The sequence below is a fragment of the Streptomyces sp. NPDC086147 genome (genome assembly GCF_040702165.1).
Taxonomy (GTDB): Bacteria; Actinomycetota; Actinomycetes; order Streptomycetales; family Streptomycetaceae; genus Streptomyces.
Genome location: NZ_JBFBJO010000006.1, coordinates 162,486 through 177,325 on the forward strand (window position 1 = coordinate 162,486; position 14,840 = coordinate 177,325).

The 14,840-nt window shown below is 72.3% G+C and carries 14 protein-coding genes; 9 read left to right on the forward strand and 5 right to left on the reverse strand.

All coding sequences use genetic code 11. From position 1 onward, the window contains the following. The 3 genes from AB0398_RS16090 to AB0398_RS16100 all read left to right on the forward strand — a co-directional run bounded on the left by AB0398_RS16090 (position 1) and on the right by AB0398_RS16100 (position 3,528). A complete protein-coding gene (locus AB0398_RS16090; protein ID WP_366375501.1) occupies positions 1–1,473 on the forward strand; it encodes an ATP-binding protein in 1,473 nt (490 codons plus the stop codon). A gap of 487 nt (positions 1,474–1,960) precedes the next feature. Next, entirely contained in the window at positions 1,961–2,182 is a 222-nt protein-coding gene (locus tag AB0398_RS16095; protein ID WP_366375502.1) for a helix-turn-helix domain-containing protein, read from the forward strand. Positions 2,183–2,262: 80 nt separating this feature from the next. Next, entirely contained in the window at positions 2,263–3,528 is a 1,266-nt protein-coding gene (locus AB0398_RS16100; protein WP_366375504.1) for a site-specific integrase, read from the forward strand. Positions 3,529–3,603: 75 nt separating this feature from the next. On the opposite strand, the gene AB0398_RS16105 is transcribed toward AB0398_RS16100, so the two are convergent. Next, complete coding sequence (locus AB0398_RS16105; RefSeq protein WP_366375505.1) at positions 3,604–4,965, reverse strand: glutamine synthetase family protein; 1,362 nt, start codon at positions 4,963–4,965, stop codon at positions 3,604–3,606. A 290-nt stretch (positions 4,966–5,255) separates the two neighbouring features. Here AB0398_RS16105 and AB0398_RS16110 point away from each other — a divergent pair, with 290 nt between their 5' ends. The 4 genes from AB0398_RS16110 to AB0398_RS16125 all read left to right on the forward strand — a co-directional run bounded on the left by AB0398_RS16110 (position 5,256) and on the right by AB0398_RS16125 (position 7,545). After that, positions 5,256–5,600, forward strand: a complete 345-nt coding sequence (locus tag AB0398_RS16110) for a hypothetical protein (RefSeq protein WP_366375507.1) — start codon at positions 5,256–5,258, stop codon at positions 5,598–5,600. Positions 5,601–5,692: 92 nt separating this feature from the next. Next, positions 5,693–6,370 (forward strand): DUF3105 domain-containing protein, encoded by a 678-nt coding sequence (locus AB0398_RS16115; RefSeq protein ID WP_366375509.1) that lies wholly within the window; start codon positions 5,693–5,695, stop codon positions 6,368–6,370. Continuing rightward, the gene (locus tag AB0398_RS16120; protein WP_366375511.1) at positions 6,367–6,996 is read left to right on the forward strand and encodes a DUF305 domain-containing protein; all 630 of its coding nucleotides are present in this window, start codon (positions 6,367–6,369) and stop codon (positions 6,994–6,996) included. The genes AB0398_RS16115 and AB0398_RS16120 overlap by 4 nt, the downstream gene beginning before the upstream one ends. 129 nt (positions 6,997–7,125) lie before the next feature. Next, positions 7,126–7,545, forward strand: coding sequence for a CBS domain-containing protein (locus AB0398_RS16125; RefSeq protein WP_366375512.1), 420 nt, complete (start codon positions 7,126–7,128; stop codon positions 7,543–7,545). A gap of 3 nt (positions 7,546–7,548) precedes the next feature. Here AB0398_RS16125 and AB0398_RS16130 read toward each other — a convergent pair whose 3' ends face one another. Then, positions 7,549–8,433 carry an alpha/beta hydrolase gene (locus AB0398_RS16130; protein ID WP_366375514.1) on the reverse strand — a complete coding sequence of 295 codons (885 nt, stop codon included), beginning with the start codon at positions 8,431–8,433 and terminating at the stop codon, positions 7,549–7,551. Then, positions 8,430–9,173, reverse strand: coding sequence for a DUF998 domain-containing protein (locus tag AB0398_RS16135; RefSeq protein ID WP_366375516.1), 744 nt, complete (start codon positions 9,171–9,173; stop codon positions 8,430–8,432). The genes AB0398_RS16130 and AB0398_RS16135 overlap by 4 nt, the downstream gene beginning before the upstream one ends. 146 nt (positions 9,174–9,319) lie before the next feature. Here AB0398_RS16135 and AB0398_RS16140 point away from each other — a divergent pair, with 146 nt between their 5' ends. After that, complete coding sequence (locus AB0398_RS16140; protein ID WP_366375517.1) at positions 9,320–11,083, forward strand: NAD+ synthase; 1,764 nt, start codon at positions 9,320–9,322, stop codon at positions 11,081–11,083. Here AB0398_RS16140 and AB0398_RS16145 read toward each other — a convergent pair. Both AB0398_RS16145 and AB0398_RS16150 read right to left on the reverse strand, forming a co-directional pair. Continuing rightward, positions 11,049–12,308, reverse strand: coding sequence for an MFS transporter (locus AB0398_RS16145; RefSeq protein ID WP_366375518.1), 1,260 nt, complete (start codon positions 12,306–12,308; stop codon positions 11,049–11,051). The genes AB0398_RS16140 and AB0398_RS16145 overlap by 35 nt on opposite strands. A gap of 147 nt (positions 12,309–12,455) precedes the next feature. Then, positions 12,456–13,478, reverse strand: coding sequence for an endonuclease/exonuclease/phosphatase family protein (locus tag AB0398_RS16150; RefSeq protein ID WP_366375520.1), 1,023 nt, complete (start codon positions 13,476–13,478; stop codon positions 12,456–12,458). Positions 13,479–13,883: 405 nt separating this feature from the next. Between AB0398_RS16150 and panB the strand changes: the two genes are divergently transcribed. Next, positions 13,884–14,756: a 3-methyl-2-oxobutanoate hydroxymethyltransferase gene (gene panB / locus AB0398_RS16155; protein WP_366375522.1), complete on the forward strand. Its 873-nt coding sequence runs from the start codon at positions 13,884–13,886 to the stop codon at positions 14,754–14,756. Positions 14,757–14,840: the final 84 nt, after the last annotated feature.

Consider the following 14,840-nt stretch of genomic DNA (forward strand, 5'->3'; position numbering starts at 1 on the left):
ATGTCCGAGGACGAGAAGACTCCGGCGCGCGAGGTCATCACCGAATACGCGCAGCAGCATTTCCGCTACTTCCGCACGGTCGACGGCACCGTCTACGCCCAGCGCAACGGCCACCCCGTCGCCCGCCCCATCCGCTCCCAGGGCACCACCGGCAGCCACCGGCAGGAACTCATGGTCGGCCTGTTCCACGACGGGCACGGCGTCTTCAACGGAACCGCCCTCAAGGAGGCACTGGACTTGATCGAAGCACTCGCCCTGTCCCAGGACGTCCAGCCCACCCACATCCGCGTCGCCCCCGGCTTCGACGGCGCCACCTGGCTCGACCTCGGCCGCGACGACGGCCGCTCCGTCCGCATCCACCCCACCGGCTGGGACATTCGCATCCCCGACCCGCGAGAGGTCTGCTGGCGGCGCACCCAGCTCACCGGAGAACTCCCGCTGCCGGCGAAGGACACCGACGGCAAGGGCATCGACCTGCTCATGCGGCTGTGCAACTTCGCCAGCGCCCAGGGCGAGGCCCTGGCCCTCGCCTGGTTGGTCGGCTGTCTCGGGCCCTCCGTCCCCGTCCCCGCCCCCTTCCTCACCGGCCCCCAGGGCGCGGGCAAGTCCACCGCCGGGCGGATGCTGGTGCGGATCATCGAGGGCATGAGCGGCGACCTGCGCCGCGCCCCGAAGGACGAGGAGAACCTGATCACCGCCGTCGCGGCCGGATGGGTCACCGCCCTGGACAACCTCTCCCACCTCGGCCCCGACCTCTCCGACCTGATGTGCTGCATCGTCACCGGCGCCGAGACCATCAAACGCGCCCTGTTCACCGACGGCGACGTCGTCCGCTCCCGCTACCGCCGGCCGCTGCTGCTGACCGGGATCGACGTCGGCGTCATCCGCCCCGATCTGGCCGAACGCCTCCTGCCGCTCCGTCTGGAGCGGCCGAGGGTGCGGCGGACCGAGGCGGAGTTGTGGGCGGAGTTCGAAGAGGCCCTGCCGGTGATCCTCGGCTCCCTGCTCGACCTCACCGTCAAGGTCCGCGCCACCCAGGCACAGATCCCCACCGACCTGCGCATGGCGGACTTCGCCCACCTGTGCGCCCAGCTCGACACCGCCACCAGCCTCGGCGCCCTGGACGCCTACCGCACCAGCCTGGACGACCTCAACGACGACGTCATCGAAGGCGACCTGCTCGCCCAGACCGTCCTCAAGCACGCCGGCGGCATCGCCCCGGGCGCGGACGTGCGGATGACGTCGGCCGAGTGGCTGCACTGCCTCAGCCAGCTCTACAGCGGCGAGGACCTGCGCCCGCTGCCCAAGGGGTGGCCCACCACCGGCAAGGTCCTCTCCGACCGCCTCAAGCGCCTCCAACCCGTCCTGGCCGCCCGCGGCGTCCTGGTCGACTGGGGCCGGAAGAACAGCGCCCGCTACATCGAACTCGCCCGCCCCCTGCCCCCGGCCGACGAGCAGCAGCCGGCGTTCTGACCCGCACCGCCGCGACCGCTCGCGCACAACCAAGAGGAGCACCCCGCCCCCGTGGCGCCGGGTGCTCCTCTTGCTCTTCGGCGGCTCGCCGCCGCCCAAAGGCGTGCCGCTTCGCGGCTCCCTCTTCACGCCCGAAGGCGCGCACGACAACAGACACAGACCCCTTCTCTTTTTCCTAAGTAGGAAGCGCTGCGTCACCTACGTCACCAACGGCCCCGAAACCGCTCCTGAGCTGCGACGACAGAGGTGACGCAGACCCCGAATCTCTGCGTCACCCTTCGTCACCCGCGTCACCCCATGACGGACGGCTGCGTCACCCGTGACACAACCCGAAGACTCTGCGTCACCGAAAAACCGCAGCTCAGAGGGCTTTAGTGACGCGGATGACGCAGTGACGCAGAAATCCCGACCTCGGACACACACGCCTTCCCGAGGCGTCCTCCCAGCACTGGCAACCCAACTGCCCACAAGCCAGAGGAGAGCCGATATGGCATCCGCCGCCACCACCCTGCGGGCCGGACTCCCGGACCGGTACCTCACCCCCGAGGACATCGCCGAACTCTTCGACGTCCCCCTGGAGACCGTCTACCACTGGCGCAAGAAGCGCACCGGCCCGCCCGGATTCCGCGTCGGCCGCCACGTCCGCTACGACCCCGCCACTGTCCGCGCTTGGGTCACCCAGCAGAGCGAGTTCGACGCCGCTGCCTGATCCGCCCCCACTGGCCTGTGCCGCCCTCGTCGTGGGGCGGCACAGGCCTTTCCATACGTCGAAAGGAACCGCACCCGCCCATGGCCGGCCACGTCCAGGACCGCTGGTACAAGACCGAGATCGACGCCGACGGCAAGGAGCGCCGGGTCAGGACCGACCGCTACGGCCTCGGGCTCCGTTACCGGGCCCGCTACATCGGCCCCGACGGCACCGAGAAGTCCAAGAGCTTCCCGGACAAGCAGAAGCGTCTCGCGGACAAGTGGCTCTCCACTATCGAGGCCGATATGAGCCGCGGGCAGTACATCGACCCGTCCGCCGGACGGATCACGTTCCGGCAGTACGGCGAAAAGTGGCTCGCCTCGCAGACGACGGACCCGACGACGCGCACGGCGGTGGACGTCCACCTTCGGCTGCACGCGTTCCCGTACCTCGGGACGCGGCCGATCGACTCGTTCCGGCCCGAGCACATCCGGGAGTGGCTCGCGGCGCTGGAGAAGGCCCTTCCCGTGTCCTCGTATCGCCGGGTCATCTTCGCCAGCGTCTCCGCCCTGCTCGCCGCGGCCGTGGACGACGAGCTGCTCGCCAAGAACCCGTGCAAGTCGCGTTCGGTCCGGCCGCCTGCTCCGGTCGAGCCGAGGGTGAGGCCGTGGACGTCGGACCGGGTGTTCGCCATCCGCTCGGCGCTGCCGAAGCGCTATCAGGCGATGGTCGACATCGGAGGGGGGTGCGGTCTCCGCCAGGGCGAAATCTTCGGACTGGCGGAGGAGCACGTCAGGTTCGACACCGGATGGCTCCACGTCGCGAATCAGGTGAAGGTCGTCAACGGGCATCTCGTCTTCGGGCCGCCGAAACGCGGAAAGGAGCGGGACGTCCCGCTCCCCCGCCAGGTCGCCCGTGTTCTGCGCGAGCACGCCGAGGAATTCCCTCCCGTCGACGTCTCCCTGCCCTGGCTGAAGCCGGACGGGCCGCTCGTCACGAAGCGGCTGTTCTTCTCGCTCACGGGCGGCGGCGCCGTGCGGCGGACCGACTTCAACACTCGCGTGTGGAAGCTCGCCCTCGTCCAGGCCGGCGTCATTCCGGAGCCCAAGGAGGGCGAGCGGCACCAGGCGGCCCGCGAGCACGGGATGCACGCGCTGCGGCACTTCTACGCGTCCGTGCTCCTCGACGCCGGCGAGAACATCAAGGCGCTCAGCTCGTACCTCGGTCACGGCGATCCCGGCTTCACGCTCCGGGTCTACACGCACCTGATGCCGAGCAGCGACGGACGGGCCCGCCGGGCCGTGGACGGACTCTACGAGGGCCCCGGTTCAACGTCTGACGGCCCAGAGACGGCCCAGGCCGAGTAGGACGCCTGAGGGCCGACGGTTCGCGACCGTCGACCCTCAGGCTCAGTTCCAGGTTCTACCTGTCCTGACCTGCGCTTACAGCACCGGCAGGTTCTTCCGCAGCTCGAACGCCGTGACCTCGGAGCGGTACTCCTCCCACTCCTGCTTCTTGTTGCGCAGGAAGAAGTCGAAGACGTGCTCGCCCAGGGTCTCCGCGACCAGTTCGCTGCGCTCCATCAGGGAGATCGCCTCGCCGAGGTTCTGCGGGAGGGGCTCGATGCCCATCGCGCGGCGTTCCGAGTCGGAGAGGGCCCAGACGTCGTCGTCGGCGCCGGCCGGGAGTTCGTAGCCCTCCTCGATGCCCTTGAGTCCGGCCGCGAGGAGGACGGCGTAGGTCAGGTACGGGTTGGCGCCCGAGTCGATGGAGCGGACCTCGACGCGCGAGGAGCCCGTCTTGCCCGGCTTGTACATGGGGACCCGGATGAGGGCCGAGCGGTTGTTGTGGCCCCAGCAGATGTACGAGGGGGCCTCGCCGCCCGAGCCGGCCGTGCGCGACGAGCCGCCCCAGATGCGCTTGTAGGAGTTGACCCACTGGTTGGTGACGGCCGAGATCTCGCCCGCGTGCTTCAGGAGGCCCGCGATGAAGGAGCGGCCCACCTTGGAGAGCTGGTACTCGGCGCCCGACTCGTAGAAGGCGTTCCGGTCGCCCTCGAAGAGGGAGAGGTGGGTGTGCATGCCCGAGCCCGGGTAGTCCGAGAACGGCTTCGGCATGAAGGTGGCCTGGACGCCCTGTTCGAGGGCGACCTGCTTCATGACCAGGCGGAAGGTCATGATGTTGTCGGCCGTGGAGAGCGCGTCGGCGTAGCGGAGGTCGATCTCCTGCTGGCCCGGCGCGCCCTCGTGGTGGGAGAACTCGACCGAGATGCCCATCGACTCCAGCATGGTGATCGCCTGGCGGCGGAAGTCCATGCCGACGTTCTGCGGGGTGTGGTCGAAGTAGCCCGAGTTGTCGGCCGGGGTGGGCCGGGAGCCGTCGAGCGGCTTGTCCTTCAGGAGGAAGAACTCGATCTCGGGGTGGGTGTAGAAGGTGAAGCCCAGGTCCGAGGTCTTGGCCAGGGCCCGCTTCAGGACGTAGCGCGGGTCCGCGAAGGACGGCGAGCCGTCCGGCATCAGGATGTCGCAGAACATCCGGGCCGTGCCCGGCGCCTCCGCGCGCCACGGCAGGATCTGGAACGTGCCCGGGTCCGGCTTGGCGATCATGTCCGACTCGTAGACGCGGGCGAAGCCCTCGATCGCGGAGCCGTCGAAGCCGATGCCCTCGTCGAAGGCCTGCTCCAGTTCGGCCGGCGCCACGGCCACCGACTTGAGGAAGCCGAGCACGTCGGTGAACCACAGGCGCACGAAGCGGATGTCGCGCTCTTCGAGCGTACGGAGCACGAATTCCTGCTGCTTGTCCATTTCCACACCCATCCTCGCTGGTCAGGCCGCCTGATCCCACCGCCTCGGGCACATCGGGGGCACCTGAGCATCCCACCACATGGTTTCGCGCACGTTGCACACCCATACTGCCTGCTCGGTTGTGACTCAGGTAACGGGGAACGGCCCGATCCGGGCCTCCGTTCTCCGGTCCGGCCCCGTCGTCCCGCATCCGGTGGTACCCCGTTCGGCCCACGGAGGGCGTTCGCCCACTACGATCTCCGCCCATGGGGGCCCCACGGCTCGTACGCCCGTCCCGGCACGCGCGTCCCATGGCACTGGTGAGTGCCGTGGCGACGCTCCTCGCCGCGCTCTCCTTCTGTCTGGGGACCGGGCCGGGGGCGGAGTCCCACCACGGGCCGGCCCCGGAGCAGCGGGTGCGGGCGGCGGCGACCGCCGTCACCGTCGAGTACGTCTGCCCGTACGACCGCGGCGGCTGCTCCCTCTTCCCGTCCCCCTCCCCCGCGGTGCTCGGCGCGCCCGCGCTCGATCCCCCGCTCCAGGCGGCGGACGGGCTTCCGCGCCTCGACCCGGTCTCCGGCGACGGGCCGGCGCGCCGCTCCGGCGTCCGGCCGCGCGCGCCGGACCTGCACGTCCTTCAGGTTCTCCGTACGTAGGCGGGTGACGGGGCGGCCCTCCGCCCCCGCCGCCGCACGTCCGTGCCCGTACCGAACCCCACCCCCACCTCCCGAAGAAGGACGACACCACCATGGCCGCCAACCGCTCCGCCAACGCCGACCGCCGCGCCCGAATAGAGGAGATGCGCCGCGCCGAGCAGGCCCGTGAGCGCCGCAACCGCCTGATCACGATCGGCGTCTCGACCGTCGTCGTGCTCGGCCTCGTCGGCTTCGGCAGCTTCGTGCTGATGAAGAAGTCCGACGAGCAGGACAAGAAGGACGCCGCCGCCAAGGCCCCGATCTCCGCCGAGAAGAGCTGGGACCCCGCCAAGCTCGGCCGCAACCACGTCCAGACGGCCGTGAAGTACGACATGAAGCCGCCGGTCGGCGGTGACCACAGCCAGGTCTGGATGAACTGCGACGGCGACGTCTACACGAAGCCGGTCCCGGACGTGAACGCCGTGCACTCCCTCGAACACGGCGCCGTCTGGGTGACGTACAACAAGCAGGCCCCCAAGGGCGACGTGGAGAAGCTGGCCGCGAAGGTCGGCAAGACCAAGTACTCGCTGATGAGCCCGGTGGACGACCAGGCCGGCGCGATCATGCTGTCCGCCTGGGGCAAGCAGGTGACCGTGGACGGCGCGGACGACCCGCGCGTCGACGCCTTCTTCACCAAGTACGTGCAGGGCCCGCAGACCCCGGAGCCGGGCGCGGCCTGCACGGGCGGGCTCGACGCGGCGGGCGCGGGCGGCGCCGGGATGGGCCAGTGAGGCCGAACCGCACGCAGGGGGCGGCGATCGCCGCCGTCGCCCTCGCGGTGCTCTTCGCCGGGGGCGCGGTGACCGTCGCCTCCGCGGACCGCGACGAGGCGCCCGCCACCCCGGTCTCCACGTCGGCGGACGCCGGGTTCGCCCGGGACATGGCGGTCCACCACCAGCAGGCCGTCGAGATGTCGTTCGTCGTCCGGGACCGGACGAAGGACGAGGCCGTGCGCCGGCTCGCGTACGACATCGCCAACACGCAGGCCAACCAGCGGGGCATGATGCTCGGCTGGCTCGACCTGTGGGGGCTGCCCAAGAACGAGTCCGGCGTCGAGCCGATGACCTGGATGGGCATGGGCGGCTCGGGCGACGCCGGTCCGCGGGACGGGGCGCTCATGCCGGGCATGGCGACCAAGACGCAGATCGAGGAGTTGCGGAAGGCCAGTGGCCGGGAGGCCGAGGTCCTGTACCTGAAGCTCATGACCGAGCACCACAGGGGCGGGGTCCACATGGCCGAGGGCTGCGTGCGCAAGTGCACCGTGGGCGTCGAGCGCTCGCTCGCCCAGGGCATGGTCGACGCGCAGAAGTCCGAGATGCTGCTGATGGCGGACATGCTGAAGGAGCGCGGGGCCTGATCCCGGGCCCGTGAGCGGAGGCCGTACGGCCCCCGTGACCCGCTGCGGTCGCGGGGGCCGTGCCGTGCGCCGACAATGGGTGGGCTCGGGGATTCGTACGGCGTTCGACGACGAAAGGTACGCGACCCCATGACCACGGCGAAGGACATCATGCACCCCGGGGCCCAGTGGATCCCGGCTCACGAGACGCTCGACCGCGCCGCGCAGCTGATGCGCGACCTGAACGTGGGCGCGCTGCCCATCGCCGACGAGAACGAACGTCTCTGCGGCATCCTCACGGACCGCGACATCGTCGTCGGCTGCGTGGCCATGGGCCACGACCCGTCCAAGGTGACCTGCGGCGAGATGGCCAAGGGCACCCCGCGCTGGGTCGAGTCGGACGCCGACGTGGGCGCCGTCCTGGAGGAGATGCAGGGCCACCGGATCAAGCGGCTGCCCGTCATCGAGGAGAAGCGGCTCGTCGGCATGATCAGCGAGGCCGAGCTGGCGCAGCACCTCTCGGACGAGCAGATCAAGGCGTTCTGCATGAGCGTCTACGCGTCTTCCTGACGGCTACGGCTGTTCCAGGACCGCCCGGGCCACCGCGTCCGGGCGGTCCCTCATGACCAGGTGGCCCGACGGCTCGGCCGCCTCGTAGCGGGCGCCGAGCCGCCGGGCCAGGGCGCGCTGGCGCCGCTCCCAGCGGGCGGAGCCGTCGGGGGCGGCGAGGACGGTGACGGGGAGGCCGGGCGGGAGCGGGTGCTCGTCCCGCAGGGCGAGGAGTTCGGCGGCGACGGCTCCGTAGCGGGCGTTCTCCAGGAGGGTGCCGCGCAGCACGCGCGAGGTGCGGTAGACGCGGCGGACGAGGGCGGGGTCGGTACGGACGGGGGCGGGGTCGGTACGGACGGGGGCGGGGTCGGTACGGACGGACGCGGGTCCGGGGCCGGGGCGCGGGGTCCCTCCGCGTACGGTCGCCGCCCGGACCGCGAGGTCCCGGACCGCCGGGCCGAGCGCCGCCGGGAGTCCGGCGGCGCAGAGGACGGCGCCGAGGACGCGGGCGGGCACGGTGGTGCGGGACGGCCGGGGGTCCTCCTCCGCCGAGGAGTCGACGAGGACCAGGCCGGCGGCCCGGTCCGGGTGCAGCCGGGCGAAGGCCTCCGCGTGGAACCCGGCGATCGAGTGCCCGACGACGACGGCCGGTCCGAGGAGGCCGAGCGCGTCGAGGACCGCCGCGATCCGGTCCGCCTCGCCCGCCGCCGTCGGCGGGACCGCCGCCGGGGCGGAGAGGCCGTGACCGGGACGGTCGAAGCGGACGACCGTGCGGTACGGGGCGAGGTGCGGGACGACCGGGTCCCAGTCGAACCAGCTCATGCCGAGGCCGGCGCTCAGGACGCAGACGGGTCCCGAGCCCTCGGTCACCACGTGGTGGGGCACGCCCCCGATCCGTACGAAGGTCACCGCCGCTCCCTCCGTCCGTCCCCGGCCGGGGAGCGCGCGAGGGAGTACGCGAGGACGGCGAGCCACACGGCCACCAGGAGGACCTGGAGCCGCTGCCCCGCGCCGAGCGCCCAGATGCCCTTCCCGGCCTCGAAGGCGGCGACGGCGGCGAGGGTCCAGGCGGTGGCGGCGAGCTCCAGGGCGACCAGGACCGGTCCGGTGCGGGCGAGGGGCAGCCGGCGGTCGTGGCGGCAGGCCGCGACGGTCAGGGCGACCAGGGCCGCGAGCGCGCCCGTCATCGCCAGGCTCGAACTGACGGCGTGGGCCGCGTGGGTGGCGGGGACGAGCCCGGCGGTCTCGCGCGCCGCGCACACGGGGTCGACGGTCGGGGCGCAGCTCAGCGGCAGCCGGGAGTCGGCGACGGTGGCGGCCCCGAAGACGGCGAGCGCGATCCAGCCGCCGACGGCCCAGGGGTCGCGGCCCGCACGGCCGCCCGGGTCCGGCGGCCCGCCGGACCCTCCGCGCGCCCGCCACACCCCTGCCAGGCCCGTCAGCGCCCCCGCCAGGACCAGGAGGCCCGCCGCGAAGTCGGTGGCGCGGAAGAGGCCGCCGAGGGGCTGGTCGGCGGCGGCCAGTTCGGAGACGTACGTCCGGACCGGGTCGAGGCCGGTGCGGACGACGACTTCGAGGACCCAGGCGGTGTACGCGAGCGCACCGAGGGCCAACAGGGCTGCGGCCGTGCGCGCGACACTCCTGGACATACCGGTTCGAACGCCGGGACGGACCCCGGGGTTCCCGGCGACGGGCCCCGGCCCCGCGGAAGGTCGCACGGGCGGGCGCCCGGCCCGGAGCCCCGGAATCCCGCTTCCCCACGACATAATGTCGGTCTGACGATTACACTGGGCGGGTGCCTCAACTACGCCTCGCCCTGAATCAGATCGACTCGACCGTCGGAGACATCGCCGGGAACGCGGAGGCGATCGTGCACTGGACCCGGCACGCCGTCGGGCAGGGCGCGCATCTCGTCGCGTTCCCCGAGATGGCGCTGACCGGATACCCCGTCGAGGACCTCGCGCTGCGCTCCTCCTTCGTGGAGGCGTCCCGGACGGCCCTGCGCGGGCTCGCCCGGCGCCTCGCCGAGGAGGGGTTCGGGGAGGTGCCGGTGGTCGTCGGCTACCTGGACCGCTCGGAGCGGGCGGAGCCCCGGCTCGGCCGGCCGGCCGGGTCGCCGGAGAACGCCGCCGCCGTCCTGTACGGCGGGGATGTGGCGCTGCGGTTCGCCAAGCACCACCTGCCCAACTACGGCGTCTTCGACGAGTACCGCTACTTCGTCCGGGGCGACACGCTGCCCGTCGTCCGGGTGCACGGCGTCGACGTGGCCCTGGCGATCTGCGAGGACCTCTGGCAGGACGGCGGCCGGGTCCCGGCGGCGCGCGCCGCGCGGGCCGGGCTGCTCCTGTCGGTGAACGCCTCGCCGTACGAGCGGAACAAGGACGACACGCGCCTCGAACTGGTCCGGGCGCGGGCCCGGGAGGCCGGGTGCGTCACGGCGTACCTGGCGACGACCGGCGGCCAGGACGAGCTGGTCTTCGACGGCGACTCGATCGTCGTGGACGCGGAGGGCGAAGTGGTCGCGCGGGCCCCGCAGTTCGTCGAAGGGAGCGTGATCCTGGACCTGGACCTTCCCGCATACGACCCGGAGGCGCCGGAGGGGCCGACCGGGGAGGACGGGCTGCGGATCGACCGGGTGACGCTCTCCGAGAAGCCGCTGCCCGCGTACGAGCCGGAGCTGACGGGCGGTTACGCGCACCGGCTCGACGACGACGAGGAGGTGTACTCGGCGCTCGTCATCGGCCTGCGCGCCTACCTCGCGAAGAACGGTTTCCGCTCGGTCCTGGTCGGCCTGTCCGGCGGCATCGACTCCTCGCTCGTCGCGTCGATCGCCTGCGACGCGCTCGGCGCGGAGAACGTGTACGGGGTGTCGATGCCCTCGAAGTACTCCTCCGGGCACTCGCGCGGCGACGCGGCCGAGCTGGCCCGCAGGACCGGGCTGAACTACCGCACGGTGTCGATCGAGCCGATGTTCGACGCGTACATGGGGGCGCTCGGCCTCACCGGGCTCGCGGAGGAGAACCTCCAGGCCCGGCTGCGCGGCACGGCCCTGATGGCGCTCTCCAACCAGGAGGGGCACCTGGTCCTCGCGCCGGGCAACAAGTCCGAGCTGGCGGTGGGCTACTCGACGCTGTACGGGGACGCGGTGGGCGCGTTCGGGCCCATCAAGGACGTGTACAAGTCGGACGTCTTCCGGCTGGCGCGCTGGCGGAACCGGGCGGCCGAGGAGCGCGGCCAGACCCCGCCGATCCCGGAGAACTCGATCTCCAAGCCGCCCAGCGCCGAGCTGCGCCCGGGACAGGTCGACACGGACTCGCTGCCGGACTACGAGGTCCTGGACGGCATCCTCGCCCTGTACGTGGACCGGGACCGGGGGCGGGAGGAGATCGTGGCCGCCGGGTACGACGAGGAGCTGGTGACGCGGACGCTGCGGATGGTGGACGCGGCGGAGTACAAGCGGCGCCAGTACCCGCCGGGCACCAAGATCTCGGCGAAGGGCTTCGGCAAGGACCGGCGTCTGCCGATCACGAACCGCTGGCGGGAATCCCCTGCCGGCTGACCCCGGCCCCGGTGTCCTCTCCGGCTTCCTTCCCGGTGTCCTTCAGGGGGCTTCCCGCGACGACGCGGGAGGCCCCCTCCGGCGTGCGGCGGTCGAGCAGGCCCGCCACCGCCGCGACCGCCAGGCCGACGGCGGTGAGGCCCGCGCCGACCAGGGCCGGGGAGGTCCAGCCCCAGCCGGCGGCGACGGCCGCGCCGCCCGCCCAGGCGCCGCCCGCGTTGGCAAGGTTGAAGGCCGAGTGGTTGGAGGCGGAGGCGAGCGTCGGGGCGTCCTTGGCCTTGTTCATGACCAGCATCTGGAGCGGGGTGGTGGTCATGAAGCCGACCGCGCCGAGGACGACGACCGTGACCAGGGCCAGCCAGGGCACGTGGACGGTGAAGCGGAAGGCGACCAGGGCGAGGACGAGGGCGGCGAGCGAGCCGTACAGGGTGGGGCGCAGCGCCCGGTCGGTCAGCGGTCCGGCGGCGAGCGCGCCGCCGGTCATCCCGAGGCCGAAGAGGGCGAGGACGAGCGTGACGGTGGAGTCGCCGAAGCCCATCACCTCGGTGGTCATCGAGGCGAGGTACGAGTAGACGGCGAAGACGCCCGCGAAGCCGAAGACGGCGGTGAGCAGGCCGAGCAGCACCTGCGGGCGGCCGAGGGCGCGCACCTCGCGGCCCAGGCCGTGGTGCCCGTCGGCGGGGATCTGCGGGACCAGGCGGGCGAGCGCGGCCATGGCGAGCAGGCCGATCGCGGAGACCACGAGGAAGGTGGCCCGCCAGCCGAGGTGCTGGCCGAGGAGGGTCGCGGCCGGTACGCCGAGGATGTTGGCGACGGTGAGGCCGAGGAACATGGTGGCCACCGCCCGCGCCTGCCGTCCCTCGCGGACGAGGCGGGCGGCGACGACCGCGCCGAGGCCGAAGAACGCGCCGTGCGGGAGGCCGGCGAGGACCCGGCCCGCGACGAGCCAGCCGAAGCCGGGGGCGAGCGCGGAGGCGAGGTTGCCGACCGTGAAGAGCGCCATGAGCAGCAGGAGCATCCGCTTGCGCGGGATCCGGGAGCCGAGGGCGGTGAGCAGCGGGGCGCCGACGACGACCCCGATCGCGTACGCCGAGACGAGGTGTCCGGCGGTGGGGACGGAGGTGCCGAGGTCCTCGGCGACCTGGGGCAGGAGCCCCATCATCACGAATTCGGTGGTGCCGATGCCGAAGGCGGAGACGGCCAGGGCGAGCAACGCCAGGGGCATGAGGGGGAGGGCCTTCCGGGGACGGGGACGGTGAGGGAACGGAGATTAGTTATCCGCCTGAACAAATTGTCTCAGGCGATGTGTTCCCGGTGGTCTCCGGAGGGTGAAGGGGACGTTTCCGCGCGGGGGCCGGTGCGGGTGCCGGGTTCAGAACTTCACGCGGGCGGCGATCGGGAGGTGGTCGCTCCTCGTGGCGGGCAGCGCCCAGGAGGAGACGGGCTCGACGCCCTTGACCATGATCTGGTCGATGCGGGCCAGCGGGAACGAGGCCGGCCAGCTGAAGCCGAAGCCGTCGCCGGCCGCGCCCTGGGTGGAGCGGAGCTGCGAGGTGACGCCGTTGAGGGCGCGGTCGTTCATGGTGCCGTTGAGGTCGCCGAGGAGGACGATCCGCTCGTGCCGGTCCCGGGAGATGGCCTCGCCGAGGGCGTCGGCGCTGTTGTCGCGCTGGTTGGCGGTGAAGCCGGCGTTCATCCGGACCCGTACGGAGGGCAGGTGGGCGACGTACACGGCCACCTCGCCCTTCGGGGTCACGACGGAGGCGCGCATGGCCCGGGTCCAGCCCATGTGGATGTCGACGGGCCGCGCGTCCCGCAGCGGCAGCTTGCTCCAGAGGCCCACCGTGCCCTGGACGGAGTGGTACGGGTAGGCCTCGGCGAGGCCCTCCTCGTAGACCGGGACCATGTCGCCCTTGAGCTCCTCCAGGGCGAGCACGTCGACGCCGGAGTCGGCGAGCTGCCGGGCCGCGCCCTCGGGGTCGGGGTTCTCGGCGTTCACGTTGTGGGTGGCGACGGACAGGTCGCCGCCGGGGGCGGACTTGTCGGCGACGAGCCCGCCGAAGAGGTTGAGCCACACCACGGCCGGAAGCAGCAGGGCGATCAGCGCGGTGGCGGACCGGCGCAGCAGCGCGAGGACGAGCAGGAGCGGCACGAAGAGGCCGAACCAGGGCAGGAAGGTCTCCGTGAGGCTGCCCAGGTTGCCGATCCGGTTGGGGATGTCGGCGTGGAAGACCATCACGAGGGTGAGCGCCACGGCGGTCAGGGCGATCAGGACGCCCCGGCGCCAGATCCCCCGGTCGCGGCGGAGCCGGTCGAGGGAGGCCCGGAACCGGGAACGGGGACGCTCGCCGTTCGCGCCGCCGTACTCGGTCCCCGTCGTGTCCACCCGCGTCATCGCTGCCCTCACTGCCTTGCCGCCGTACCGTCGTGCCTGCTGCCGTGGCCCGACGTCGACACTAGGCGATGAGGGGACGGCCGTACTCCCCCAGGGACGACACCGCACGCGTGGCGGGTTCCTCGGGAAGTGCCGAAGCGGGACGGCTGTGACAGAACGCTCATATTCACGGCGGTCCGGGGCGGGGCCGGGAATCCACCGGTCGGGGCTCCGGAGCGGCGCGGGCCCGACCCCGGAGCGGCGCGGGTCGGACCCCGGAGCCGCGCCGCGCGGGTTTCACACATTGCGGCGGTGTGAACAGCGCCACTCCGGCCCACTTTCCCGTCCGCCCGCCGAAGTGCCACCATGGATGTGGTCCGGGGACGCCGTGAGGGCGCCTCGAGATGACAAGAGGAGCCGTTCACCATGACGCTTCAGGCTGCCCAGAAGCCGCCCGCCGCCGGTGGCGACAGCACCAAGTCGCTCTACGGGGGCACGGGCACCCGCCGCATCACCGTCCACGACATCGCCGCCGCCAAGGTCCGCGGCGAGAAGTGGCCCATGCTCACCGCCTACGACGCGATGACCGCCTCCGTCTTCGACGAGGCCGGCATCCCGGTGATCCTCGTCGGCGACTCGATGGGCAACTGCCACCTCGGCTACGACACCACCGTGCCCGTCACGATGGACGAGATGACCCTGCTCTCCGCCGCCGTCGTACGGGGCACCAGGCGGGCCCTCGTCGTCGGCGACCTGCCCTTCGGCTCGTACCAGGAGGGGCCTGTCCAGGCCCTGCGCAACGCCACCCGGCTCGTCAAGGACGCCGGCGTCGGCGCGATCAAGCTGGAGGGCGGCGAGCGCTCGCTGCCGCAGACCGAGCTGCTCGTCCAGGCCGGCATCCCCGTCATGTCCCACCTGGGCCTGACCCCGCAGTCCGTCAACACCATGGGCTACCGGGTGCAGGGCCGCTCCGACGAGGCCGCCCACCGGCTGCTCAGCGACGCCAAGGCCGCGCAGGACGCGGGCGCGTTCGCGGTCGTCCTGGAGCTCGTGCCGGCCGAGCTGGCCGCCGAGGTCACCCGTTCGCTGCACATCCCGACCATCGGCATCGGCGCCGGCGCCGGGACCGACGCGCAGGTCCTCGTCTGGACCGACATGGCCGGTCTGACCGGCGGCAAGGTGCCGCGCTTCACCAAGCAGTACGCCAACCTCCGCGAGACGCTCGGCGACGCCGCGCGCGCCTTCGCCGAGGACGTCTCCGGCGGGGCGTTCCCCGCCGAGGAGCACACCTTCCACTAGGTCCGGAAGGCCCTTCGTCAAGGGCCCCGAGAAGCCACTGCGGCACCTCCGACAGCCCGCCGACATCCCCCATCGGCGGGCTGT